This window comes from Caballeronia sp. GAWG2-1 (assembly GCF_023631405.1).
Lineage (GTDB): Bacteria > Pseudomonadota > Gammaproteobacteria > Burkholderiales > Burkholderiaceae > Caballeronia.
This window is the reverse complement of sequence record NZ_JALQDD010000017.1, coordinates 51,800-76,861: the sequence shown is the minus strand read 5'-3', so window position 1 is coordinate 76,861 and position 25,062 is coordinate 51,800. Positions and strand designations below refer to the sequence as shown.

Below are 25,062 nucleotides of genomic sequence, written 5' to 3'. Positions count from 1 at the left end.
TGTAAACTTCGAACATGGATATTGTACTGTATGCCCTCACTGCGCTTCTCTACGGCGGACTAGCCGTGGCGGGGTGGCGCGCGCATCGTCATACCGCCGTCGAACCGGCGCTGGCGGGCGTGCCTGCGGGCGTAGGCTCGATGACATCGACGTCGCGCGCATCGGGCATGAGCGGTGTCGGGCGCGCTTTATTATTAGTGGCATTGCTGGTGCATGGCGTTCTGCTGCACACCACCATCTTTCCGCAGAACGCGATGATCTTCGGCTTCGCGTTCGCGCTCTCGGCCATGTTCTGGCTGGGCGCGGGCATCTACTGGATCGAAAGCTTCTTCTTTCCGCTCGACGGCCTGCGTCTGCTCGTGTTGCCGCTCGCTTGCGTGGCGTCCTTGCTGCCGCTTCTGTTCGGCGGCGTGCGCGTGCTCTCGTATTCCGCCGCGCCAATGTTCAAGCTGCATTTTCTGATCGCCAATATCGCTTATGGGCTGTTCGCCATCGCGGCGCTGCATGCGGTGCTCATGTTGCTGCTCGAGCGCCGGCTGCAGCGCATGCGCGGCCTCAACACGCGTCATGCGGCCAATGGCGGCTGGCTCGCGAGCTGGCTCGATACCTTGCCGCCGCTGCTTACACTCGAAAAGCTGCTGTTCAGATTGATCGCGGCTGGCTTCGTGCTGCTTACGCTGACGCTGGTGTCGGGCATCGCGTTCAACGAGCAACTGGTCGATCGCGCGCTGCGTCTCGATCACAAGACCGTGTTCGCGTTCCTTTCCTGGGTAATGTTCGGCGCACTGCTGACCGCGCGACGCGTTTCCGGCTGGCGCGGACGCGCTGCCTTGCGCTGGGTGCTCGCTTCGTTCGTCGCATTGTTGCTGGCTTACGTGGGCAGCCGGTTCGTCTTCGAAGTGCTGCTGCATCGCGCAGTGGTGTGAGCGCGGCATTTCCAACCTGTTCAAGTCGATGCGAAACTTCATTCTTCTGATCGCGCTCTTCTTCGTGACCCAATGGCTCCTGAAGAAACTGCGCCGCGCCAACGAGCGCGCTCAAGCCGATGCGCGTTCGTCGGCGGGAAGCGGCGCGCCGGGTTCATCGGGCGCTGCGGGTGCTGCGGGTGCCACTGGTGCGCGTCGCACGCGTGGCGGCGCCGCTGCGAGCGATGCTCCGCAGCTCACCGATCCGCTCATCCGCTGCGTGCAATGCGGCGTGCATACGCCACGCAGCGAGTCGATCGTGGTGGCGGGACAGCGCTTTTGTTGCGATGAACACGCGCGACGTCATGCCGCGAGCCCGCGAGGGCGCGACGCGCGTTGAGCCTTCGGTGCCGAAACGAACATGCGCCGCCTCACGTCGAGGATGTCTTGCAGACCGCAAAGGCGCGCTGTTCCCGCAAAGGCCGTGCTGCGGTAAGCACGGTCATCCTCCCTTGACACGCACTAAGCGCATGCGGCGGCTACTTGGCCAACCGTGAACGTGAGATGCGGTTTGCAGCGTCTTTAGTGCGGCGAGCGCAGTCTCATGCATCTAAACTCTCGTCGACCGCGAACGCCTGTATCGCCAGGATGGCATCGGCGTGAACGTCCCGCACGCGCAAAGACTCAAATCGGCCTTCGCGTATAGCGCAATCACGCGCCCGATTCACGCCTGTCCACACATCTTGACTTCGTTATAAACGCCTCGCGGAAGCTCCGTCTCGCTGCGCCGCAGCAAGCTCACGCCCGATCCCTTGCCGTGCTTTGACGCAGCAAAAGTCAACCCCGTGAGCGCATGGTCAGAGCAAATAAAACTTTTTGAGACTGTGCGAAAGTCCACTATACTTGGTGCCGAAAGACGTACTTTGCACTATATCTTGTGTTGTTGAGGCGGCGCCCGCTCTAATGAGCCGGCGCCGTCGGCTTTCCGGCGTAAGAGAAGTTGGCTGGCCCGGGGCGGTGCGCGCGACGCTTCCATCTGCGAGGAATGGGGCATCGGGTGTATCGAGCGCCAGCAAGAAGCACCGTGAAGAAGGCATGCAAGTGAACGTGAGTCGGAACGTGAGTCGGAACGTGAGTTGAAACGTGAAATCGCGTCGACCGACACCGCGCGCCAACGCGGGCATCGCATGAGACGCCAGAAACAATGCGGGCCGTTATCGGCGTTATTTTTTGCGCGATTCGTGTTCCGAGCCTGCTGTATTCACAGCCTGGCTTTACCGTCAAACATCGCGCGTGTCGCATCGGTTCAACGACGACAGCAAACGCGCGCGGCATAAGTGATAAATCCGCGGACCATCCGCACCATTCGAACATCAGGAGTTTTGCACATGCAAACCACCGAGAACGCCACGACTTCCTTCGAAGGCGCATCCGCGCGGCCGCAGGGCGGCGCCAATGCATCGGGCGCGCCAGCGCTCGCGCCGAACACGACGTACGCGGACTACAAAGTCATCCGCCGCAACGGAAGCGTGGTGTCGTTCGAGCCGTCGAAGATCGCCATCGCGGTCACGAAGGCGTTCATCGCCGTGAACGGCGGTCAGGGCGCGGCGTCCGCTCGCGTGCGCGTACTCGTCGACCAACTGACGCAAGCCGTCGTGCGCGCGCTCGTGCGCAGCCGTCCGCATGGCGGCACGTTCCATATCGAAGACATTCAGGATCAGGTCGAACTCGCGCTGATGCGCGGCGGCGAGCACAACGTCGCGCGTGCCTATGTGCTGTATCGCGAGAAGCGCACGCAAGAGCGCGCGCACGCGCCGGAAGTCCGGGCGAACGCGAGCGGCATCAACGTGGTGGACAACGGCGTCACGCATCCGCTCGATCTGGACGCGCTCAAGGCTCTGATCGTCTCGGCCTGCGCCAATCTGGGCGATGCCGTCTCCGCCGACCCGATCGTCGCCGAAACGGTGAAGAACCTGTACGACGGCGTGCCGATGAGCCAGGTCTACGACTCGGCCATCCTCGCCGCGCGCACGATGATCGAAAAAGACCCGGCGTACAGCCAGGTCACCGCGCGCATCCTGCTGCACACGATCCGCCGCGAAATTCTCGAAGGCGAAGTGACGCAAGCCGAAATGGGCGAGCGCTACGCCGAATACTTCCCGCAATTCATCAAGCAGGGCGTGCAAGCCGAACTGCTCGACGACAAGCTCCAGCAATTCGACCTGAAGCGTCTCGGCGCCGCGCTCGACGCGAGCCGCGATCTGCAATTCGGCTATCTCGGCCTGCAGACGCTGTACGACCGCTACTTCCTGCACACGGAAGGCAAGCGTATCGAACTGCCGCAAGCGTTCTTCATGCGCGTCGCAATGGGTCTGTCGCTCAACGAGATCGACCGCGAAGCGCGCGCCATCGAGTTTTACAACGTGCTGTCGTCGTTCGACTTCATGTCGTCCACGCCCACGCTCTTCAACTCCGGCACGCGCCGTTCCCAGCTTTCGTCGTGCTATCTGACGACCGTCGCCGACGACCTCGACGGCATCTACGAAGCGCTCAAGGAAAACGCGCTGCTCTCGAAGTTCGCGGGCGGGCTCGGCAACGACTGGACGCGCGTGCGTGCGCTCGGCTCGCACATCAAGGGCACCAACGGCAAGTCGCAAGGCGTCGTGCCGTTCCTGAAGGTCGTGAACGATACGGCCGTCGCGGTGAATCAGGGCGGCAAGCGCAAGGGCGCGGTGTGCGCGTATCTGGAGACGTGGCACCTGGACATCGAGGAATTCCTAGAACTGCGCAAGAACACGGGCGATGACCGTCGCCGCACCCACGACATGAACACGGCGAACTGGATTCCCGACCTGTTCATGAAGCGCGTGCACGAAGGCGGCGACTGGACGCTATTCTCGCCGGCTACCTGCCCGGACCTGCACGACCTGTTCGGCGCGGCTTTCGAAAAGGCCTACACGGCTTACGAAGAGAAAGCGGCGCGCGGCGAGATCAAGCTGTTCAAGAAGCTGCCCGCGGCGCAACTGTGGCGCAAGATGCTCGGCATGCTGTTCGAGACCGGCCATCCGTGGATCACGTTCAAGGACCCGTGCAACGTGCGCTCGCCGCAGCAGCACGTGGGCGTCGTGCACTCGTCGAACCTGTGCACGGAAATCACGCTGAACACGAGCGACAACGAAATCGCCGTGTGCAATCTGGGTTCCGTGAACCTGGTCGCGCACCTGGCGAAACAGGCGGACGGCACGCTCGCGCTGGATCACGCGAAGCTCAAGCGCACCATCAGTGTGGCGATGCGCATGCTCGACAACGTCATCGACATCAATTACTACGCGGTGGCGAAGGCGCGTAACTCGAACCTGAAGCATCGTCCGGTGGGCATGGGCATCATGGGCTTCCAGGACTGCCTGCATCTGCTGCGCACGCCGTATGCGTCGCAAGAAGCGGTCGAGTTCGCGGATCGTTCGATGGAAGCCGTCTGCTACTACGCTTACTACGCGTCGACGGAACTGGCGGAAGAGCGCGGCCGTTACTCGAGCTATCGCGGCTCGTTGTGGGATCGCGGCATCCTCCCGCAGGACACGCTGCAGTTGCTGGCCGAGGCGCGTGGCGGTTATGTCGAAGTCGACACGTCCGAATCCATGGACTGGTCCGTGCTGCGTTCGCGCATCTCGACGCACGGCATGCGCAATTCGAATTGCGTGGCGATTGCGCCGACGGCGACGATCTCGAACATCATCGGCGTGTCGGCGTGTATCGAGCCGACGTTCCAGAACCTGTACGTCAAGTCGAACTTGTCGGGCGAGTTCACGGTGGTCAACGACTACCTGGTGCGCGACCTGAAAGCGCGCGGCCTGTGGGACGAAGTCATGGTGTCGGACCTGAAGTACTTCGACGGCACGCTGTCGCGCATCGACCGCATTCCGGCCGATCTGCGCGCCATTTACGCCACCGCGTTCGAACTGGACGCGAAGTGGGTGGTGGAAGCGGCGGCGCGTCGCCAGAAGTGGATCGATCAGGCGCAGTCGCTCAATATCTACATGGGCGGCGCATCAGGCAAGAAGCTGGACGAGGTCTACAAGCTCGCATGGCTGCGCGGCCTCAAGACCACCTACTATCTCCGCACGATGGCGGCGACGCACGTCGAGAAGTCGACGGTGGCGCACGGCGCGCTCAACGCGGTTCCTTCAGGCGATGGCGGTAGCGGTGCCGCTGGCGCTGGTGGTGCGGACGGATTCAACGGCGGCGCGGTTGGCGGTGCGGCGGCGGGCGGATTCAACGCTGCGGCGGTGGCTGCTGCCGTGCCGGTTGAAGCGGCTCCGGAAGCGGATGGGCCCGTCTGCATGATGCGTCCCGGCGACCCCGGCTTCGACGAGTGCGAAGCTTGTCAGTAAGCTAGTTGCTGGCGGTTTGATCAGGTAGGGCTTTATGTTTCACGCCGGGCCGGCATTGCGTGCTTCGTTGAAGGAAGCGCGCGGTGCCGGCCCGGTTTCGTTTTGGTTCGATCGTTCTGTTTGCTTCGCGGCTTTGCAGCGTGGCGCTTCAGGCTTTCATCAACCTCGCGTTCCTCGCGAAATCTCCGATCCGGCATCGAGCGGCAATCGCGCGGTTATCGGCATCGACAAGAACGAAAACATTCCGACGACGAAAAACGCGGGCCAAAAATCCGACCACTGCACAGCCGAATGTCCGTTCAGATACTGCGAGAACTCGAGCGTCACGCCGGCGATCGTCACACCCAGCCCGAGCGATACCTGCTGCACGAAGCTCGCGAGACTCGTCGCGCGTCCGACATCGCGCGTTTCGATCTCCGCATAAGCGAGCGAGTTGAGGCTCGTGAACTGCAATGCGGGAAAGAAGCCGCCGAGCAGCACGACTGCCCAGATCAGCCAGGTCGGCGTGCCCGGAAAGAAGGTCCCGCAGGCGGCGATGGCAATTCCGGAAAGCGCCGCGTTGAAGAAGAGCGTGCGTCGAAAGCCGAAGCGCCGCAACACGCGCGACGCCAGCGAGCGCATGAACATGCCGCCGAAAGCCGAAGCGCAGGTGATCGCGCCGGACTTGAAGGCCGTCATGCCGAGCCCTTCCTGCAACGCGAGCGGCAGCAGAAACGGCACCGCGCCAAGCCCGATGCGAAAGAGCGATCCGCCGATCACGCTCGCCTGAAACGTCGGCACCTTGAAGAAGCGCAGATCGAGCAGCGGCCGTTCGACGCGCGCCGCATGCATGATGTAGAACGAGACCATGAGCGCGCCGACGACGCACATCGCAACGGCCACGCTTGGCGACACGAGCTCGCCGCCCACGAGCGACAAGCCGAGCAGCAGCAGCACGCCCGCGCCCGCCGAGAGAAAGAAGCCGAACCAGTCGAGCCTGCCCGGATGCTCCTCGCGCGAATCCGCGATGTAGCGGTTGGTCAGATAGATACCGAGAATGCCGATCGGAATGTTGATGAAGAAGATCAGCCGCCAGTGCAGATAGGTCGTGATGAAACCGCCGAGCAGCGGCCCCACGGCGGGTCCGAGCATTGCGGGCAGCGAGAGATAGTTCATCGCGCGAATGAAGTCCGCGCGCCGCACCGAGCGGAAGATGATGATGCGCCCGACCGGCACCATCATCGCGCCGCCGACGCCTTGGATGAAGCGCGCCACCGTGAATGGTCCGAGCGAGGTGGACGCCGCGCATAGGATAGAGCCGACCACGAACACGCCGATGGCCGCACGAAACACGGTGCGTGCGCCGAAGCGGTCGGCGACCCAGCCGCAGATCGGTATGAAGACGCCAAGGCCGAGCACATAACTCGTGACGGCAATCTTCAGCGTGACGGGATCGCGCCCGAAGGCACGCGCCATTTCGGGAATCGCAGTGACGATGACATTGGCATCGACGCTTTCCATGAACATCGCGCACGCGACGATGAGAGGGGCGATGAGAGCTTTGGCGATCGGCATGGAGAATCGCGTTCGACACGAGGCAGCGAGAGCGGCGATTATGGCACCGATATGGAGCAGCCGACGAGTACGAAACTCGCAACGCGCCGCGATGAACATGGAAGAGGAGTGAAGAAGCGATGGACCCGCAAGACCTGCAACGACTCGTCACGCAGACGATGCCCTACGGCAAGTACAAGGACCGGCTCATCGCCGACTTGCCCGCTCACTATCTCGCGTGGTTCGCGCGTGAGGGTTTTCCAGAGGGCAAGCTGGGTCGCCTGCTTGCGCTCATGCATGAGATCGACCATAACAATTTGCGCTCTCTGCTCGATCCGCTGCGAGGCCGCTGAGGCTGTGCGTCAAGCGCTATAGGTTGTATTTGCCGGGAACGCAAGACACAATATCTAGTGGAAATTGGATGCGCCAAATGCTAGACTTCGGCAACGGTTTCGACGCATCGGAGCGCTTTGCCGAGAGGTCGAAAACAGCCTTCGGTGCATGCATGAACAGGCTTCGAACCCTTGCATCGAGTCACTCGTCGAGCTCATGCATCCGCGTCTCGCGAGACCACGGCAAAGCACATCGAAGCACGGCGAAGAGCATGCAGAGATGACGTATCGACACCACGAATCATCCAAGCGCTTGAGTCTTGTGACATCGCTCGACATTGCATCGCTCGAACATCGCAAGCAAGAACGTCAGCGCTACGCGGCATCTATCGCGAAGAGAGTCATCGAGCAAGCGCGAAGTCACGCGACATGATTTGATCGTCAGCCGCAAAGCCTTATGCGGCAACGCTCTCAGAGCTTCGAGAGAACACGGTCGAAGCACTCGCCGATGTCATCGAACACACTCGATCAGGACCGCTTCACACACGCTTCCACCGATCTTGCATGACGCTTCACACACGATGTGATGAACCAAATGTTGTATGCAGGAAGCAACGCCGAAACTAAAACGCGTGAAAACGAGAATTTCCATGAGCAAACTCTTTTAATGCTCATGGAAAGATGGTACAAACCGAACTAAATTGATGGTGAGAATTTATGCTCAACTGGGATGACGAGACCACTGCCGTAGCTCCCTCGAGCGCTTCGCAACAGAACCCGTTGCAGAACGCTCAAGGCACGACTTTCGGTACGCAAGGTACAGCGCATGTCGATCATCGTGCTGCCCAAGCTCATCAAGCTGCTCATCAGATCGCGCAAGCGAACAACATCTTCTCCGATGGCTTCGTTCCGCCCGCAGCCGCGACTCCTTCCGCTGGCGTCATCGCCGCGCAAAGCGAAGCACGCGTCAACGTCGCGGACAAACGCATCATCAACGGCAAGACCGACGTCAATCAGTTGGTGCCGTTCAAGTACAAGTGGGCGTGGGAAAAGTACCTTGCGGGTTGCGCGAACCATTGGATGCCGCAGGAAGTGAACATGTCGCGCGACATCGCCCTGTGGAAAGACCCGAACGGTCTTTCGGACGACGAGCGCCGCATCGTCAAGCGCAACCTGGGCTTCTTCGTCACGGCAGACTCGCTCGCCGCGAACAACATCGTGCTCGGTACGTACCGTCACATCACCGCTCCCGAGTGCCGCCAGTTCTTGCTGCGCCAGGCGTTCGAAGAAGCCATCCATACGCACGCGTATCAGTACATCGTCGAATCGCTCGGGCTCGATGAAAGCGAAATCTTCAACGCCTATCACGAAGTCGCTTCCATCCGCGCGAAGGACGAGTTCCTGATTCCGTTCATCCAGACGTTGACGGACCCGGCCTTCACCACGGGCACGCTGGAAGCGGACCAGAAATTGCTGAAGTCGTTGATCGTGTTTGCCTGCATCATGGAAGGGCTGTTCTTCTATGTAGGCTTCACGCAAATCCTGGCGCTGGGTCGCCAGAACAAGATGACGGGGGCTGCCGAGCAGTATCAGTACATCCTCCGCGATGAATCGATGCACTGCAATTTCGGCATCGACCTCATCAACCAGATCAAGCTCGAAGAGCCGCAATTGTGGACCGCCGACTTCAAGGCCGAGATCCGCGAGCTCTTCAAGGAGGCGGTCGAACTTGAATATCGCTACGCTGAAGACACCATGCCGCGCGGGGTGCTCGGCCTGAACGCGTCGATGTTCAAGAGCTACCTGCGCTTTATCTGCAACCGGCGTTGCCAGCAGATCGGGCTTGACCCGCTCTACCCGAACGAGGAAAACCCGTTCCCGTGGATGAGCGAAATGATCGACTTGAAGAAGGAACGCAACTTCTTCGAGACACGCGTGATTGAGTATCAAACCGGCGGCGCGCTGACCTGGGAATAACAACAAGCCCAGGACGTGTTGCAGACGAAATCGATGGGACGGCCGGGCAGCGGCGTGACACTCACGCGCGCTCGGCCGACAAGGTTTAGGAGAACGGTCGCCTGATGCAGAGTGCGCCTTGTGACTTAGCTAGCCCGTGCTCGTACACGGCTGCGATAGAAGACAGGCCTTTTGCGATCCCTTCAATGGGATGGGCAAACTTCCCCCCGGAAAACGCCAGCGGCAAGCTCGCTGGCTCGATCAAGCGATGGCCGGCGCCGCGTATCAGCGGTGCTGACACTATCTGGCGCGCGGTGCCAAAGGGCACGGCGCGCCTTGCCGTATTCATTAGCGTAAGCAGGTGGGATCAGCGTACGCCGATGAATAATCCGCTTCGTAGCGTGCGCCTTGAGAAGCGACGCGTGGGAAGCGGGTTTTGACGAAGGGTGTAGTTTGAACTGACTCTCATCTGAAAACCTGAAGGAGAAAAACCATGGCAGTTGCCAAGAAAAAACCCGCAGCCAAGAAGGTTGCAGCAAAGAAAGTCACCGCAAAGAAGGCCGCCCCGGCGAAGAAAGTAGCAGCCAAGAAGGTCGCCACGAAGAAGGTAGCAGCCAAGAAAGTCGCGGTGAAGAAGGTCGCGGCGAAGAAGGTTGCAGCGAAGAAGGCTCCGGCTAAAAAGGCGGCAGCAAAGAAGGTAGCGTCGAAGAAGGTCGCAACGAAGAAGGTTGCTGCCAAGAAGGCGCCCGCCAAGAAGGCTGCAGCGAAGAAGGTAGCCACCAAGAAAGTAGCCGCGAAGAAGGCGCCTGCGAAGAAGGCCGCAGCGAAGAAGGCTGCTGCCAAGAAGGCGCCTGCTAAGAAGGCTGCGGCGAAGAAGGCCCCCGCGAAGAAGGCTGCCGCCAAAAAGGCTGCCGCGAAAAAGGCTCCTGCGAAGAAGGCTGCCGCGAAAAAGGCTCCCGCCAAAACCGCTGCTGCCCCTGCTCCCGCCGCCGCGCCTGCCCCCGCTGCCGCTCCTGCTTCCGCTGCTCCCGCAGCGAAGAAGGCTCCCGCAGCCAAGAAAGCTCCGGCCAAAAAGGCCGCTGCTGCGAAGAAGACTACGGCTGCCGCTCCTGCAACGACGGCAACGACCGTATCGACGCCTGCTCCGGCTCCGGCCGCCGCAGTCAAGACGGCGTTGAATCCGGCGGCAGCATGGCCGTTCCCGACGGGCAGCCGTCCGTAAGTCTTTACGTTCGTAGTTGGCAGGACCACGGCACACACCGATGTGCCTTTCGACCGGGTAGGCCTACCCGGCCTCAAAACCCGCTGCTCAGGGAAACCTGGCGGCGGGTTTTTCCGTTCGCATGACTTGGGGCTTCGCCGCGTTTTCGTGAGCCAAAGAAAAAGCGCATGCATCTTTCGATACATACGCTTCGTTCGGAACGCGAAAGACCTGCGTGCGCTCGATCTGACGAGCCCACGCGAGGGCTAATCCTCCGCTGAATACCTTAGTGCGTGACGCGTGTGACGCCGCCACTCGACAGCAGGCGAACTCGCTCGCCTGCCTGGAACACTTCTCCGTTCGAGGTTTGCGTGATGGCGCGCATGTCGCCGTTATCGAGACGCACGGTGATCTCCAGGCCGTTCTTCATGGCGACGTTGTTCTCGACCGCGTTACCCGCGACCGCGCCTGCCAGACCGCCGATGATGCCCGCGATGATCGACCCGTTGCCGCCGCCAATGACGCTGGCTGCGGCCACGCCGCCGAGCGCGCCGCCACCTATGGTGCCGAGACCGGTCGGTTGACCGTTGTTCGAGCTGATCTTCACGCCCCGCACGCTTTCGACGGTCGCCATGCGCACCGTCTCTTCACGTTGCGCCTGCGAAGCCGTGTACACGTCCGGCGAACTGCTGTTGTAGGCGCAGCCCGTGAGCGCCACCGAGCCGACGAGCGCTACTGCAAGCGCGATACGACTTATCGTTTTCATTCCATTACTCCACTCAATCACGACAGGCTGCTTCCGAAAGCCTGCTTGTAACGCTCTTCAATTTCGGCACGTGCCGGCTCATAAGTTTGCGGACCCTGATGTTCGATCTTCAATGCGCCCATCAGACTTGCAAGACGGCCCGTCTTTTCCCAACCAAGCTTGTTTTCGATACCGTACAGCAGGCCGCCGCGGAACGCGTCGCCGCAGCCAGTGGGATCGACGACTTGCCGCGCTTTCACGGCGGGCACTTCGAGCACGCCGTCCTCGTGATAGATCTGCGCGCCATGCTCGCCGCGCGTGATGATGAGCGCATCGACGCGGCTCATGATGTCTTCGATCGACCATCCGGTCTTGTTGCTCAACAACTTGGCTTCGTAATCGTTGACCGCCACGTAAGTGGCAAGTTCAATCATGCGACAAAGCTCGACACCTTCCAAGATCGGCAGACCCTGACCCGGATCGAACACGAACGGCACGCCCGCCGACGCGAACTGCGCCGCGTGCTCGCGCATGCCGTCTGCGCCATCCGGAGCCACGATGCCAAGCGAGATGTTCTTCGCTTCGTCGGCGCGGTTCAGGTGCGACTCCATCATCGCGCCGGGGTGGAACGCGGTGATCTGATTGTTCGCCAGGTCGGTCGTGATGAAGCATTGCGCCGAGTGCTGGTCCGGCAGGACGCGCACGTACTCTTTCGAGATACCGAGCGCGTCGAGCCGGTCGATATACAACTGAGCATCCGCCGCGCCCAGTGTCGCCATGATCTTGGGATCGCCGCCAAGTAGCTTGAGCGCGTAGGCGATGTTGCCCGCGCAGCCGCCGAAGTTGCGCCGCATCGTCGGCACCAGGAAGCTGATGTTCAGCATGTGCACCTGGTCCGGCAGGATGTGGTCGCCGAAGCGGCCCTGGAAAGTCATGATGTTGTCGTAGGCGAGCGAGCCGCAGATAAGCGTAGCCAAGGCGAACGTCCTTTAAGTTTAGGTGCCGAGGAAGAGGGTGCGCATACGGCGCGCGGCGGTGAAACCCTTATGAGCGTCCACCGCGTCCCGTATGCGGACCGCCGGACCGCCGCGGCGGTCCGGCATGCCGTCGACCTTACTTGAGCGAAGCAAGCGCGGCGTCGTAATTCGGCTCCTGCTTGATTTCCGGCACGAGTTCCGAATGCAGCACCTTGTTGTCTGCGTCCAGCACGACGACGGCGCGTGCCGTCAGGCCCTTGAGTGGTCCGCTCGTGACGTCCACGCCATAAGCTTCCGCGAATTCGTGACCGCGAAACGTCGATGCCGTCACCACGTTTTCGATGCCTTCGGTCGTGCAGAAGCGCTTGGCGGCGAACGGCAGATCGCCCGAGACGACCACCACGACCGTGTTGTCGAGGCCGGCGGCGGCTTCGTTGAACTTGCGCGTCGAGGTCGCGCAGGTCGGCGTGTCGAGACTCGGCACAATGTTCAGCACTTTGCGCTTGCCCGCGAAATTCGCCAGCTTGACGTCGCCGAGATCGGCGCCGACGAGCGTGAAATCGGCCGCCTGCTGGCCGGCGCTCGGAAACGTGCCGCGTACGTCGATAGGATTGCCGCCGAGGGTAACTTGACTCATGTTGCGCTCCAGAGAATGTGTCAGATGCTGACGGGAAAGCGCGCGCGTTCGTTCATCTTCGATGCCAACGCGCGCGTCAGAAAGGACAGGGTTCGTGCGGCCGCGCGGGCACGCATCACGGATAGAAAACTTGAACCCTGTAGTTCGCGGCGACCGCATCGCCCGTATCCAGCCTCACGACGACCGGCTGCGCGCTTTGCGGCGGAAGGCCGATGGGGAATATCGTACCCGGTCGGGCGTAATCCTGCGGCCACAGCACGCGGCGCACGGCGACGTTGCTCTTGTCGTCGAGCAGGGTGAGTTCGAGCGCAGGATAAGCCAGCGATACGTCCGACCGATTGCGCAGCGACAGCTTCAGTTCGAGCTTGTGCGGACCGTCGACCTGACGCAGCCCGGAGCTCTCGATCTGCAGCCCGTCGATATAGCGCGGCGGCGCGATGGTGCAGCCGAGCTGATAGCAGATATCCGCGTAGAGCGAATGCGTGCCGGGAACGTAGACCATGACGGATTCGCGTTGCCACCACAATATCTGGCCGATCAGCGTCAGCACGAGCAGCACCGAGAGCACGATGCCCGCCGCGCGCCAGCCCGTGCGCGGACGCGTCCATTCGGGATCGGGCGGATCGAGCGGACCGAGTGCATCGCGCGATTCGCGGATGACCGGGAACGCTTCGTTGGCGCTGGCCGCGTGCGCGGCGCCCGGCGGGCGCGGTGACTTTGCGCCGAAGGCCGGCTCGGGGTCCTTGCCCCAGTCGGCGGCGGGCGCGGGCTCCGGTGCGGGACGCGGCGGTTCGGCCGCGGTCGGCGTCGGGCCGATGAACGGCTCCGCGCGATCGTCTGGCGGAACGAAGCGTGCGGCGGGTGTCTCGGGCGGAGGGACAGGGCGCGTTGGAGATTGTGCGGCCGGAGTGACGTGATCGGCTGGCGGTGCATCGACACGAACGAACTGCTTCGCGGGATGGTTCTGCGCTGGTTGCGCGGATGCAGGCGTATTCGCGTAGACGGTGCGGTCGCTGTCCTCTTCGGGCGCTAAAGGCACGGGCGGCACGGGCGGCACGGGCGGCGCGGGCGGCGCGGGCGGATTATTCGCGCCCAGATCGAGCGGTCGAGGCGCAGATGCAGACGGTCCGCTTGGAACCGGCGCAGGTGTCTTTCGCGTGATCGGCTTGGCGGCGGGAGGCGTCGAAGGCTTTACAGCGGCAGGCGCTGCCGGACTCGGCGTCGCCGGCTTCTCTATTTCCTTCGCTATCTTCGGCGTTGCCGACGCCGTAACACCCGGAGATTCCGCTGCCACCGAATTCGCCGATGCATCGCCATTCGCATCGGACGCAAAGCTTGCAGGACCGACGGCGACTTCATCGTCGATGATCGCCGCATGTTGCGCCTCGTGCGGCGCGGCGTGCTCTTCCGGAAGCTCGAAGCGATGATGCGCGGCGTCGAAGACTTCCTGACAATGGCCGCAACGCACGCGGCCGTCATGCGGCGCGAGCAGATGCGGGTCCAGCCTGAAGACGGTTTCGCAGTGTGGGCAGCGGGTTGCCAGCGCCATAGGAGAGTGCCATTGGCCTCGCGGCCTAGTCGTGGACGATGGCGTTATTCTAAAGGCTTTCGCGCCGAGTTCCGGCGAGGCACACCCAGCCTTCGTGCTCGCGCCAGACAGCGATGTCGATCCACTGCGCGTAGACCGCCGCAACCTCGTCGGCCTGTCGCGCGAGAATGCCCGACAACGCGATACGGCCGCCCGCTTTCACCTTCGAGGCAAGCATCGACGCCATCAGCTTGAGCGGATTGGACAGAATGTTGGCAACGACGATATCGAACTCGCCGGCAGGACATTCGTCGGGCAGACCGTAGATGACGTCGGCGTGATTGCGTTCGCTATTCTGACGCGCGGATTCCACCGCCTGCGGGTCGATGTCGATGCCATATACCGGCTGTGCGCCGCACTTCTTCGCGAGAATCGCGAGGATGCCCGAGCCGCAACCGTAATCGAGCAACGACTGTCCGGGTTTCACCGACTGCTCCAGCCACTCCATGCAGAGCCGCGTGGTCGGATGGCTGCCCGTACCGAACGCGAGGCCCGGATCGAGTTCTAGCACGAGCGCGTCCGGGTCGGGCGCGTCATGCCACGAAGGCACGACCCAGATACGCTCGCCGATATGAATCGGATCGAACTGCGCTTGCGTGAGCCGCACCCAATCCTGCTCTTCGACTTCGCGCAGGGAATAGGCGGGCGTGTCGGCAAGACCGATCTCATTCGCGGCGGCCGCGAGAAGCACGGCGGGATCGGCGTCGTCGGCGAGCAGCGCGACCACGCGCGAACGCTTCCACGCGCTCTTCTCCGGCGTGAGGCCGGGTTCGCCGAAAAGCGGTTGCTCGTCAGGCGTGTCGGCGTCGGCGTCCTCGACGGAGACCGACAGCGCGCCCACGTCGAGCAACGCATCCGACAGCGCTTCCGCGTGCTCGCGATCCAGCTCGGCGATCAATTCCCGGTAACTCATGCTAATCGACTCGCTTATGCCTTCGACTCTTCGGCCACCGCCGCCTTGCGCGCGGCGAGCTTGTTTTCGAGGTAATGGATGCTCGTGCCGCCTTCGACGAACTTGGCGTCGATCATCAGTTCGCGATGCAGCGGGATGTTGGTCTGAATGCCTTCCACGACCATTTCCGAGAGCGCGATCCGCATGCGGTTGATCGCCTGCTCGCGCGTCGCGCCGTAGGAGATCAGCTTGCCGATCATCGAGTCGTAGTTGGGCGGGACGAAATAGCCGTTGTAGGCGTGCGAATCGACGCGGATGCCCGGACCGCCCGGCGCGTGCCACGACGTAAGACGTCCCGGCGACGGCGTGAACTTGAACGGATCTTCCGCGTTGATCCGGCATTCGATCGCGTGGCCGCGAAACTGGATGTCTTTCTGGCGGATCGAGAGCTTCTCGCCAGCCGCGATGCGAATCTGTTCCTGCACGATATCCACGCCCGTGATGAGTTCCGTCACCGGATGCTCGACCTGCACGCGCGTATTCATTTCGATGAAGTAGAACTCGTTGTTCTCGTACAGGAACTCGAACGTGCCCGCGCCGAGATAGCCCATCTTCTTGCATGCGTCGGCGCAGCGGTCGCCGATACGCTCGATCAGCCGCCGCGCGATACCCGGCGCCGGCGCTTCCTCGACCACTTTCTGGTGTCGGCGCTGCATGGAACAGTCGCGCTCGCCGAGCCAGATCGCGTTGCGGAACGAATCCGCCAACACTTGAATCTCGATATGCCGCGGGTTCTCCAGGAATTTCTCCATGTAGACCTGCGGATTGCCGAACGCACGGCCCGCTTCCTCGCGCGTCATGTTTACCGCGTTTACGAGCGCCGCTTCCGTATGCACGACGCGCATGCCGCGTCCGCCGCCGCCGCCCGCCGCCTTGATGATGACCGGATAGCCGACCGTGCGCGCAATCTTCACGATCTCTTTTGGATCGTCCGGCAACGCGCCTTCCGAGCCCGGCACGCACGGCACGCCGGTCTTGATCATGGTTTGCTTGGCCGTGACCTTGTCGCCCATCATGCGGATGGTTTCGGGACGCGGCCCGATGAACGTGAAGCCCGATTGCTCGACGCGTTCGGCGAAATCGGCGTTCTCGGAAAGGAAGCCGTAGCCGGGGTGGATGGCTTCGGCGTCCGTGACTTCGGCCGCGCTGATGAGCGCGGGCATGTTCAGATAGCTGAGGTTCGACGGCGCCGGACCGATACACACGGCTTCGTCGGCCAACTTCACGTACTTTGCTTCCTTGTCGGCTTCCGAGTAGACGACAACGGTCTTGACGCCCAGTTCGCGGCACGCGCGCTGGATGCGAAGCGCGATCTCGCCGCGGTTCGCAATGAGGATTTTTTCAAACATGGCTGTGGGTCGGCTCATCAACGGGCGCGACGGGCGCGCCCTCGGGAATCGAATCGGCGGCGCGCGGTTCGGGCATCGGGGAAAACCGATGCGAAGCGCGCGGACACGGCGGGCAGCCGGAGATCGAAAACACGGTGCGAGCCATCGTGATGAGGTGCATCCGGCGTCGTCCGGCGTAACGCGTCAGTCGCCGATCACGAAGAGCGGCTGGCCGTATTCGACCGCCTGACCGTTCTCGACGAGGATCTCCTTTACGACGCCGGACTTATCGGCTTCGATCTCGTTCAGGAGCTTCATGGCTTCGATGATGCAGATGGTCTGGCCTTCCTTGACCGTATCGCCGACCTGGACGAACGGGTCCGCGCCCGGCGAAGGCGCGCGGTAGAACGAGCCGACCATCGGCGAAGTGACGATGTGTCCTTGCGGCGCGACGGCAGCGGGGCTCGCGGCGGGCGCCGCCGAACCTTCGCCTGCGCTGCCGGCGAACGGCGCGGGTGCGGCCTGCATCTGCGGCGCGTATTGCTGAGGCGCCTGCATGTAGACCGGCGCCGCATTCTTGACGATGCGAACCTTGCCTTCGCCTTCCGTCACTTCGAGTTCCGAGATGCCGGATTCCGAGACGAGGTCGATCAGCGTTTTAAGTTTACGAAGGTCCATCGAAAATTCCCCTTTCAATGCTTGGAGACCGGGACTGTCCCCGGTGCTTGACTTGACTTTGTGGTGTTCTGACTGTCAGCCGCGGACCGGCAGGGCCAGCGCTTCGGCACGCGTTCGCTGCGAGCGCCGTGCGCTGGACCAAACGTGAGCCGAAGTTGCGGCGGCAGAATCGATTGGCACGCAAGGCGCGTTCATGTCGAATGCGTCATCGTGATCGTTTTGAAGCGCGCTCCCCGATGGCCTGCGAAAAGCCTGGCCGACGCACACCAAACGCGTGTCGGTTTCGACAGCAATGTCGCCTTGCGGCACCGGTTGAGTGTTCATGGTCGCTTCGGGTTGTGCGGAATTCGGCGCACTTTAGCGCTCTTTAGAGAATTTTGTCTAGTTTTACCGTTCCGACAGGGTCCGATCAGTAGGGCAGAAGTTCGGACAAGTCGTAGCGAAAGAGCGAAGTTCCGGCAAGATCGGCGTTCAACCTGCTAACTTGCTGCTTATTGAGCGACACTTCGGTTAAAAACGCAGCGAATTTTTACAGCGCGTCGAGTGTGCGCTTAAGTTCGGCGACGTTGACTTCACCAAGCTTGGTCGACCGGACCACGCCTTTTGCGTCGATCACGACGGTGAACGGCAAACCGCCCGCGTTATTGCCGAAGCTGCGCGCGAGGTCGGCGCCGCCGAAGCCCGTCACATAGACGGGATAGTCCACCTTCACCTTACCGAGAAAATCGTTGACGTTCTTCTCGCTGTCCACTCCCAAGCCGATAAATGTGATGCCTTTTTTCTCATATTCGCGATGTAGCGCCGACAACTCCGGCATTTCCTTGACGCACGGTCCGCACCACGAAGCCCAGAAGTTCACGACGACCGGTTTTCCTTTAAATGATGCAAGCGGTTGCGCGGTGCCCGAGGCTCCCGGCGGCGCGGCCTTCCATAATTGTTCGACGGCGTTGCCATTGTTCTGTGTCGCGGCCACGGTTTCGCCGCCGGTGAAGACATGCCCCGCGTAGAAGCCGCCGACCGTCGCCGCGACCGCGACGACTAGAAGCGCCAGAATCCGTTTGCTGTTCATAGGAAAAAATAGAGTCAGCCGCTGATTTCGAGCGACGGGGTATCGGGATGATCGAGCAGCGTGCGTACCGTCGCGGCGTTCGCACGCGCGAGACGTCCGCGGCCATCGGCGCGCACGGCGCCGCGCAAGTCGTCAGGATCGTAGAGCGCGATGTGCAGGCCCATTGGTTCCTCGCCGGGTATGCGCTGCAAAAAACTCAGCGTTTCCACGTAACCGCGCCCGGCGAAATGCCGCGTCTCCGACACGTCGTACTGAATGTTCGCATTCAGCAAGTAGATCGCGACTTCCTTCGGGTTGTCGCAGAAGCATTGCAAGTGGACGTCGGAATGCTCGCCCGCCGTGCCGTTGAGTACCGCGCCCGTCAGATAAGGATCGAAGGGCTTCAACCGTTCCATCCATTCGAGCGCGAACTCGCGCATGCGGCGCAGGACGACAGGCTGACTGTCGCTCTGGAAGATCGCCTGATACTCGCGGATCTCCTCTTCGATCTGATCGTTGTCGGGCAAAAACTCGCCGCCGATCTTCGCCTCGCCGACCACCTGCCGCGCCGCCTTGCGCTTGGCTGTGGAGTAGTCGAGGCCGTCTTCGGCGATCATTCTCGCAGCCGCGATGGCAATTTCCTCGCGCACGCGCTGCGGATCGAAATGTGATTTGCGAACCATGGCGAAATAATACTAGATATCGTTGAACGGCTTCGATCGGGTCTCGATCGAGCGTTGATCGGCCCTCGATCGCGCCGGTTTGCATCGGCTGCCGGCGGGCGTAAGGTGGCGGAGTGCGTCGGTTACAATATGCGCCTCCAGGCGTCTTCGCGCACGGCGTGCACGCGGCGCCGTTTCATGTTTCCCGCACTCTTCGCCCACGCGGCGCGACACGGTTTATGCACATCCACATCCTCGGCATCTGCGGCACCTTCATGGGCGGACTCGCCGTGCTGGCGCGCGAAGCGGGCCACAAGGTCACCGGCTGCGACGCCGGCGTCTACCCGCCGATGAGCACGCAACTCGAAGCGCAAGGCATCGAACTGATCGAAGGTTACGGCGTCGAGCAACTCGCGCTCGAACCCGACCTGTTCGTGATCGGCAACGTGGTGTCGCGAGGCAATCCGCTGATGGAGGCCATTCTCGACCGCGGCCTGCCTTACACGTCGGGTCCGCAGTGGCTCGGCGAGCACGTGCTTGCGGGCAAGTGGGTTCTGGCGGTCGCGGGCACGCACGGCAAGACCACGACGAGCTCCATGCTTGCGTGGTTACTGGAAGATTCGGGCTTGAATCCGGGCTTTCTCATTGGCGGCGTGCCGCTCAACTTCGGCATTTCCGCGCGACTGACCGACTCGAGCTTCTTCGTCATCGAAGCCGACGAATACGACACCGCGTTCTTCGACAAGCGCTCGAAGTTCGTCCACTATCGGCCGCGCACGGCGGTGCTCAACAATCTCGAATTCGATCACGCCGATATCTTCCCCGATCTCGCCGCCATCGAAACGCAATTTCATCATCTCGTGCGCACGGTGCCGGGCATCGGACGCATCGTCACGAACGGGCGCGAAGGCGCGCTCGAACGCGTGCTGACGCGCGGCTGCTGGTCGAGCGTCGAACGCTTCGGTGTGGATGGCGGCTGGCAAGCGCTACCCGCGACCGAGGGCGCGCGCGTCGACGAGCAATTCGCGGTGTATTGGGAAGGCGAGCGTCAAGGCGTGGTCGAGTGGCAAGTGCAGGGCGAACACAATCGCATGAACGCGCTCGCGGCGATCGCAGCGGCGCGCTCGGTCGGCGTGCCGGCGTCGCAAGCGGTCAAGTCGCTGGCGAGCTTTCGCAACGTCAAGCGGCGCATGGAAGTGAAGGGCAGCGTGGATGGCGTCACCGTCTACGACGACTTCGCGCATCATCCAACCGCCATCGAAACCACGGTTGCAGGCCTGCGCACGCGTATTGGCGACGCGCGCATTCTGGCCGTGCTGGAGCCGCGCTCCAACACCATGAAACTCGGCACGATGAAAGCGCAGTTGCCCGGCAGTCTCGCCGACGCGAATCTCGTGTTCGGCTACGGCGCGCGTGATGGCCGCGACAAACTCGGCTGGGATCTGGCGGAAGCGCTCGCACCGCTCGGCGACAAGGCACAGGCATTCAACGAGATCGAACCGTTGGTGAAGGCGGTCGCGGCCGCCGCGCGCCCCGGCGACCACGTGCTCGTGATGAGCAACGGCGGCTTCGGCGGCGTGCATCAAAAGCTGCTCGACGCACTTTCGGCGCGTCCGTCCGGAGGAAACGCGTGATTCTCTACCTACACGGCTTTCGCTCCTCGCCCCAATCTTTCAAGGCGCGCGTCATGCGTGCGCGTCTGGCGGACCTCGGGCGGCTGAGCGAATGGCAGTGTCCGGTATTGCCCGTCTCGCCGAAAGAAGCGATCGAACTGGCGGAATCGCTCGTCGCGAATACGTCCGCTGCTGAAATCACCGTGGTCGGCAGTTCGCTCGGCGGTTTCTACGCTACGTATCTCGCCGAAAAGCACGGCTGGCGCGCCGTGCTGCTCAATCCCGCCGTGGTGCCGCAGCGCGATCTGAGCCACTATCTCGGCGAACAGCCGCTGTGGCATGGCGGCGGCAGCATCACCGTGTTGCCGCGCCATCTGGACGAACTGCGCGCGCTCGCCGTCGAGAAGATCACGCAGGCCGAGCGTTACTATCTGATTGCGGCCACCGGCGACGAAGTGCTCGATTACCGCACCATGCTCGCCCACTACCCCGGCGTGCGCACCACGCTGATCGAAGGCGGCGATCACGCCATCAGCGACTTCCCCGACTATCTGGACGACGTGCTCGCGTTCTGCGGACGCGAACCGCCGCCCGCCGTCGCATCTGCGGCCGCGTGACACGCGCGCGGCGCGAGGACATAGCCCATTCAACCGCCGGCGCGCTTGCCGCGACCCGGTCCACCGTTTTACGAGAGTATTGAGTGAACGTTTTCTTCGAGGAATCGGGTAGTTTCAAGGCCGGATCGGTGCTGTCCAAACAGGGCGATGCCTTCCAGGTCGAATTGCCGGGCGGACGGCGTGCGAAAGTGCGCGCGAAAGACGTGCTGATCGAATTCGATAAACCCGCTGCGGGCGAGCTGATGCAGGAAGCCGACGCCATCGCGCAGGAGATTGATCTCGACTTTCTGTGGGAATGCGCGCCCGACGACGAATTTCCGTTCGCCACGCTCGGCGCGGATTACTTCGGCGACAAATTCGGCGCGGCCGAACGCGCGGCGCTCGTGCTGCGCATGCATGGCGCGCCGGTGTACTTTCGCCGCAAGGGGCGCGGGCAGTATCAGCGAGCGCCGCAAGAGCAATTGCAGATGGCGCTTGCCGGGCTCGAACGCAAGCGTCAGCAGGCGCTCGTGCAAGCGGGCTACGAAGAGGAACTGAAGGCGGGTAAGTTGCCCGAGGCGCTCGCGGGCAAGGCAATCGGTTTGCTCACGAAGCCCGACAAGAACTCCATCGAGTACAAGGCGCTCGAAGCGGCGGCGGCCGCGCGCGGAATTTCGCAAGCGCGGCTCATGCTGGAATGCGGCGGAATTGCCTCGGCGCGGGCCTTGCACGAAGCGAAGTTCCTGTCGGAGTTCTTTCCGCACGGCGTCGGTTTTCCGTCGCTGCAACCCGCGCCTTTCCCGGAAGACTTGCCCGAAGCGGATGTCGAAGCATTCTCCATCGACGACGTCACGACGACCGAAATCGACGACGCCTTCTCCGTCCAGCATCTCTCCGATGGCCGCGTGCGCGTGGGTATTCACATCGCGGCGCCGGCGCTTGGCATCGCGCGGGGCGATGCGATCGACGCCATTGCGCGTGGCCGGCTGTCCACGGTCTACATGCCGGGCGACAAGATCACCATGTTGCCCGACGACGTCGTCAATGTTTTCACGCTCGGTGAAGGCGGCTTGCGCCCGGCGCTGTCGCTTTACATCATCGTGAATCGCGAGACGCAGGAGATCGTCGCCACCGAAACGCGCGCCGAACGTGTATTCGTGAAGTCGAATCTGCGCCACAACCATCTCGACGAACACGTCACCGAAGAGACGCTCGCGGACGGCAGCGGCGATTATCCGCACAAGGCGGACATTGCCGTGCTCTGGCCGCTGGCTCAAGCGCTCTTCGAAAAGCGACAGCAGGCGCGCGCCACTTACGGTCTGAAGCGCGAAGTGCAGCGCAATAACGACTTCAATTTCTATGTCGAAGGCGAGCACATCACCATTACGCCGCGCCGCCGTGGCTCGCCGCTCGATCTGATCGTCGCCGAACTGGCGATTCTCGCGAACTCGTCGTGGGGCGCGTTTCTCAACGATCACGGCGTACCGGGCATCTACCGATCGCAGCGCGGTTTTGGCGGTCCCGGTCCAAAGCGCACGCGCATGCAGACCACGCCCGCGCCGCACGAAGGCTTGGGCGTCGCGCAATATGCGTGGAGCACCTCGCCGCTGCGCCGTTATGTCGATCTCGTGAATCAGTGGCAATTGCTCGCGTGCGTGCAGCATGGCGTGACGGCCAAGCTCGCCGCGCCGTTCAAACCGAAGGACGCGGATCTCTTCGCCGTGGTGCAAGGTTTTGACGATACCTACACCGCTTATGCCGATCATCAGCGCCGCATGGAGTATTTCTGGTGTCTGCGCTGGCTCAAGCAGGAGAACAAGCGGCAAGTTCCGGCATCGGTCATCAAGGACGATCTGGTGCGTCTCGAAGAAATTCCGCTGATCCTGCATGTGCCCGGACTCGGCGTGCATGCGCGCGGCACGCGTTTGATGCTCGAAGTCGTATCTATCGATGAACTGACCGTCGAGGCGTCGTGCCGCCTGCTGCACGTGATCGACGCGCCGACGCAAAGCGCGCCGGCGGAAGAAGACGAAGCCGAGGAAGAGATCGTCGAAACCGTCGATCTCAGCGCCGAAAGCGAAGCCGAAGCGCAGGCGGAAGTCTCCGCGACGGAGCCGTCGGCCGAAGGTGCCGAAGGTGCCGGCGGAGTCGAGGGTGCAGGCGAATCGCAAGAGTCTTCGGAGCGGGCGGAATGAAGCCGCGCGCCGGCATGATCCAGAGCGCGCACGCCGCGCGCCAACTCACGGGACGCGCGCGATGACGCAACGCGATCAATACGTGGTGATCGGCAACCCGATCGAGCACAGCAAATCGCCGTGGATTCACGCGAAATTCGCTATCCAGACCGGCGAGCCTATCGAGTACGGACGCATCCTCGGGCCGCTCGGCGGCTTCGAGGAGCAAGCAAGAACGTTCATGGCGTCGGGCGGACGCGGCATGAACGTGACTGTGCCCTTCAAACTCGACGCCCACGCTTTCGCCAATACACTCTCGCCGCGCGCAGCCGCTGCGGGCGCGGTCAACACGCTGTCGTTCGGTGCGGATGGCGTGCGCGGCGACAACACGGACGGCGTCGGCCTCGTGCGCGACATCGAAGTGAATCTCGGCGTGAGCCTCACGGGCAAGCGCGTGCTGCTGCTCGGCGCGGGCGGCGCGGCGCGCGGCGTCGTGCTGCCTATCTTCGATCGCTCGCCGGCGGCGCTCACCATCGTGAATCGCACGGCTGAGAAGGCGCTGCAACTGGTCGATCAGTTCGCGGAAGCCGCGCTCGCGTCGAACGTGCGGTTTGCGGGCGGCAGCGCGAAGAGCGCGGAAGAAGGGCGCTACGACGTCATCGTCAACGCCACCGCGGGCAGTCTCGACGCCGCCTTGCCCGACTGCGACGACGCCGCGTTCGGCGCCGGCACGCTCGCCTACGACATGATGTACAGCGCGAAGCCAACGGTGTTCATGCAGCACGCCGAACGCCTTCAGGCGCGCGCGGCGGATGGCCTCGGCATGCTCGTCGAACAGGCGGCCGAATCGTTCTTCATCTGGCGCGGCGTGCGCCCGGACGGCGGCGCGGTATTGCGCGAGCTGCGCCAGGTGCTCGCAGCCAAAGTCTGATGACGACCGCACCCATTTCCGAGCACACGCGCACGCGGCAGCGGCGCGGGGTGCGGCTCGGTCCCGCGCGCTGGATCGGTTATGGCGTGTCGGTACTGGTTATCGCCGCGCTCGCGACGCAGCTCTACTTCTTCGCGCAGATCGCGGTCTGGACCGTGGTGAATCCCGGCGCGACGGCCTTCATGCGCGCCGACGCCTGGACCCTCGCGAAAGAGCGTCCTGGCATCGAACTGCAACGCACGTGGGTTCCGTACGACCAGATTTCGCGCAATCTGAAGCGCGCGATCATCGCGTCGGAAGACTCCAACTTCGTCAATAACAACGGCTACGAAACCGACGCCATCTTGCAAGCCTGGGAAAAGAACAAGGCGCGCGGAAAGATCGTCGCGGGCGGTTCGACCATTTCGCAGCAACTGGCGCGGAATCTGTTCTTGTCGCGCGAGAAAAGCTATATCCGCAAGGCCGAGGAACTCGTCGTCACGTCGATGCTCGAGCTTTTGATGGACAAGCAGCGCATCTTCGAGATCTATCTCAATTCGGTTGAGTGGGGTAATGGCGTCTACGGCGCGCAGGCTGCGGCCCAGTATTACTACAAGACGACGGCGGCAAAGCTGTCCGCGTCGCAAAGCGCACGGCTTGCCGTCATGCTGCCGCGTCCGAAATACTTCGACGATCACCGCGCGACGCCGTATCTGACCAGGCGCGCCAACGTAATCGCGCGGCGAATGGGCGCGGCCGAGTTGCCCGAGTGAAATTTAGCTGGCCGCGATAAACAAGTTAAAGCCCTGATTTATCAGGGCTTTTTTGTTTTCAAA

21 protein-coding genes and 1 pseudogene are annotated in these 25,062 nt (G+C 62.5%); 12 read left to right on the top strand and 10 right to left on the bottom strand.

Translation table 11 applies throughout. The features are described from left to right. The first annotated feature begins 14 nt into the window (after window positions 1–14). The 3 genes from NCR98_RS11565 to NCR98_RS11555 all read left to right on the top strand — a co-directional run bounded on the left by NCR98_RS11565 (window position 15) and on the right by NCR98_RS11555 (window position 5,296). Entirely contained in the window at window positions 15–926 is a 912-nt protein-coding gene (locus NCR98_RS11565; protein WP_244826274.1) for a cytochrome C assembly family protein, read from the top strand. A gap of 28 nt (window positions 927–954) precedes the next feature. After that, entirely contained in the window at window positions 955–1,305 is a 351-nt protein-coding gene (locus NCR98_RS11560) for a PP0621 family protein (RefSeq protein ID WP_244826273.1), read from the top strand. A gap of 988 nt (window positions 1,306–2,293) precedes the next feature. Next, on the top strand, window positions 2,294–5,296 hold the full coding sequence (locus NCR98_RS11555) for a ribonucleoside-diphosphate reductase subunit alpha (RefSeq protein WP_250526258.1): 3,003 nt from the start codon (window positions 2,294–2,296) through the stop codon (window positions 5,294–5,296). A gap of 159 nt (window positions 5,297–5,455) precedes the next feature. Here the strand turns inward: NCR98_RS11555 and NCR98_RS11550 are convergent, their stop codons facing one another. Further along, window positions 5,456–6,850, bottom strand: a complete 1,395-nt coding sequence (locus tag NCR98_RS11550; RefSeq protein ID WP_244826271.1) for an MFS transporter — start codon at window positions 6,848–6,850, stop codon at window positions 5,456–5,458. Window positions 6,851–6,969: 119 nt separating this feature from the next. Here NCR98_RS11550 and NCR98_RS11545 point away from each other — a divergent pair, with 119 nt between their 5' ends. From NCR98_RS11545 to NCR98_RS11530, 4 genes and pseudogenes are all read left to right on the top strand, one after another. Then, window positions 6,970–7,182 (top strand): DUF3820 family protein, encoded by a 213-nt coding sequence (locus tag NCR98_RS11545; RefSeq protein WP_250465684.1) that lies wholly within the window; start codon window positions 6,970–6,972, stop codon window positions 7,180–7,182. 696 nt (window positions 7,183–7,878) lie between these two features. Then, window positions 7,879–9,138, top strand: coding sequence for a ribonucleotide-diphosphate reductase subunit beta (locus NCR98_RS11540; RefSeq protein ID WP_250465682.1), 1,260 nt, complete (start codon window positions 7,879–7,881; stop codon window positions 9,136–9,138). 104 nt (window positions 9,139–9,242) lie between these two features. Further along, window positions 9,243–9,579 (top strand): annotated as a pseudogene (locus tag NCR98_RS11535) (hypothetical protein). A 31-nt stretch (window positions 9,580–9,610) separates the two neighbouring features. Further along, the gene (locus NCR98_RS11530; RefSeq protein ID WP_244826268.1) at window positions 9,611–10,339 is read left to right on the top strand and encodes a histone H1-like DNA-binding protein; all 729 of its coding nucleotides are present in this window, start codon (window positions 9,611–9,613) and stop codon (window positions 10,337–10,339) included. Between the two features lie 265 nt (window positions 10,340–10,604). On the opposite strand, the gene NCR98_RS11525 is transcribed toward NCR98_RS11530, so the two are convergent. The 9 genes from NCR98_RS11525 to NCR98_RS11485 all read right to left on the bottom strand — a co-directional run bounded on the left by NCR98_RS11525 (window position 10,605) and on the right by NCR98_RS11485 (window position 18,954). Further along, on the bottom strand, window positions 10,605–11,084 hold the full coding sequence (locus NCR98_RS11525) for an outer membrane lipoprotein (RefSeq protein ID WP_244826267.1): 480 nt from the start codon (window positions 11,082–11,084) through the stop codon (window positions 10,605–10,607). 17 nt (window positions 11,085–11,101) lie between these two features. Continuing rightward, window positions 11,102–12,040 (bottom strand): carbohydrate kinase family protein, encoded by a 939-nt coding sequence (locus tag NCR98_RS11520; protein WP_244826266.1) that lies wholly within the window; start codon window positions 12,038–12,040, stop codon window positions 11,102–11,104. 136 nt (window positions 12,041–12,176) lie between these two features. Beyond that, window positions 12,177–12,677, bottom strand: a complete 501-nt coding sequence (gene tpx / locus NCR98_RS11515) for a thiol peroxidase (RefSeq protein ID WP_250526257.1) — start codon at window positions 12,675–12,677, stop codon at window positions 12,177–12,179. A 115-nt stretch (window positions 12,678–12,792) separates the two neighbouring features. Further along, window positions 12,793–14,226, bottom strand: coding sequence for a DUF3426 domain-containing protein (locus NCR98_RS11510; protein WP_250526256.1), 1,434 nt, complete (start codon window positions 14,224–14,226; stop codon window positions 12,793–12,795). Window positions 14,227–14,275: 49 nt separating this feature from the next. After that, window positions 14,276–15,178, bottom strand: a complete 903-nt coding sequence (gene prmA, locus NCR98_RS11505) for a 50S ribosomal protein L11 methyltransferase (RefSeq protein WP_250465677.1) — start codon at window positions 15,176–15,178, stop codon at window positions 14,276–14,278. Between the two features lie 14 nt (window positions 15,179–15,192). Further along, window positions 15,193–16,566, bottom strand: a complete 1,374-nt coding sequence (gene accC, locus NCR98_RS11500; protein WP_244826262.1) for an acetyl-CoA carboxylase biotin carboxylase subunit — start codon at window positions 16,564–16,566, stop codon at window positions 15,193–15,195. Window positions 16,567–16,749: 183 nt separating this feature from the next. Beyond that, complete coding sequence (accB, locus tag NCR98_RS11495) at window positions 16,750–17,223, bottom strand: acetyl-CoA carboxylase biotin carboxyl carrier protein (protein ID WP_250526255.1); 474 nt, start codon at window positions 17,221–17,223, stop codon at window positions 16,750–16,752. Between the two features lie 529 nt (window positions 17,224–17,752). Then, on the bottom strand, window positions 17,753–18,292 hold the full coding sequence (locus NCR98_RS11490; protein WP_244826260.1) for a TlpA family protein disulfide reductase: 540 nt from the start codon (window positions 18,290–18,292) through the stop codon (window positions 17,753–17,755). A gap of 14 nt (window positions 18,293–18,306) precedes the next feature. After that, the gene (locus tag NCR98_RS11485; RefSeq protein ID WP_244826259.1) at window positions 18,307–18,954 is read right to left on the bottom strand and encodes a UDP-N-acetylmuramate--alanine ligase; all 648 of its coding nucleotides are present in this window, start codon (window positions 18,952–18,954) and stop codon (window positions 18,307–18,309) included. 218 nt (window positions 18,955–19,172) lie between these two features. On the opposite strand from NCR98_RS11485, the gene mpl reads away from it, so the two are divergent. The 5 genes from mpl (at window position 19,173) to mtgA (ending at window position 24,999) form a co-directional block, all read left to right on the top strand. Then, window positions 19,173–20,567 carry a UDP-N-acetylmuramate:L-alanyl-gamma-D-glutamyl-meso-diaminopimelate ligase gene (gene mpl, locus NCR98_RS11480; RefSeq protein WP_244826258.1) on the top strand — a complete coding sequence of 465 codons (1,395 nt, stop codon included), beginning with the start codon at window positions 19,173–19,175 and terminating at the stop codon, window positions 20,565–20,567. Next, window positions 20,564–21,163, top strand: coding sequence for a YqiA/YcfP family alpha/beta fold hydrolase (locus tag NCR98_RS11475; RefSeq protein ID WP_244826257.1), 600 nt, complete (start codon window positions 20,564–20,566; stop codon window positions 21,161–21,163). The genes mpl and NCR98_RS11475 overlap by 4 nt, the downstream gene beginning before the upstream one ends. Window positions 21,164–21,246: 83 nt before the next feature. Then, complete coding sequence (locus tag NCR98_RS11470; RefSeq protein ID WP_250526254.1) at window positions 21,247–23,337, top strand: ribonuclease catalytic domain-containing protein; 2,091 nt, start codon at window positions 21,247–21,249, stop codon at window positions 23,335–23,337. 61 nt (window positions 23,338–23,398) lie between these two features. Beyond that, entirely contained in the window at window positions 23,399–24,247 is an 849-nt protein-coding gene (aroE, locus tag NCR98_RS11465; protein ID WP_250492725.1) for a shikimate dehydrogenase, read from the top strand. Continuing rightward, window positions 24,247–24,999, top strand: a complete 753-nt coding sequence (gene mtgA / locus NCR98_RS11460) for a monofunctional biosynthetic peptidoglycan transglycosylase (RefSeq protein ID WP_250526253.1) — start codon at window positions 24,247–24,249, stop codon at window positions 24,997–24,999. The genes aroE and mtgA overlap by 1 nt, the downstream gene beginning before the upstream one ends. Window positions 25,000–25,062 lie beyond the last annotated feature (63 nt).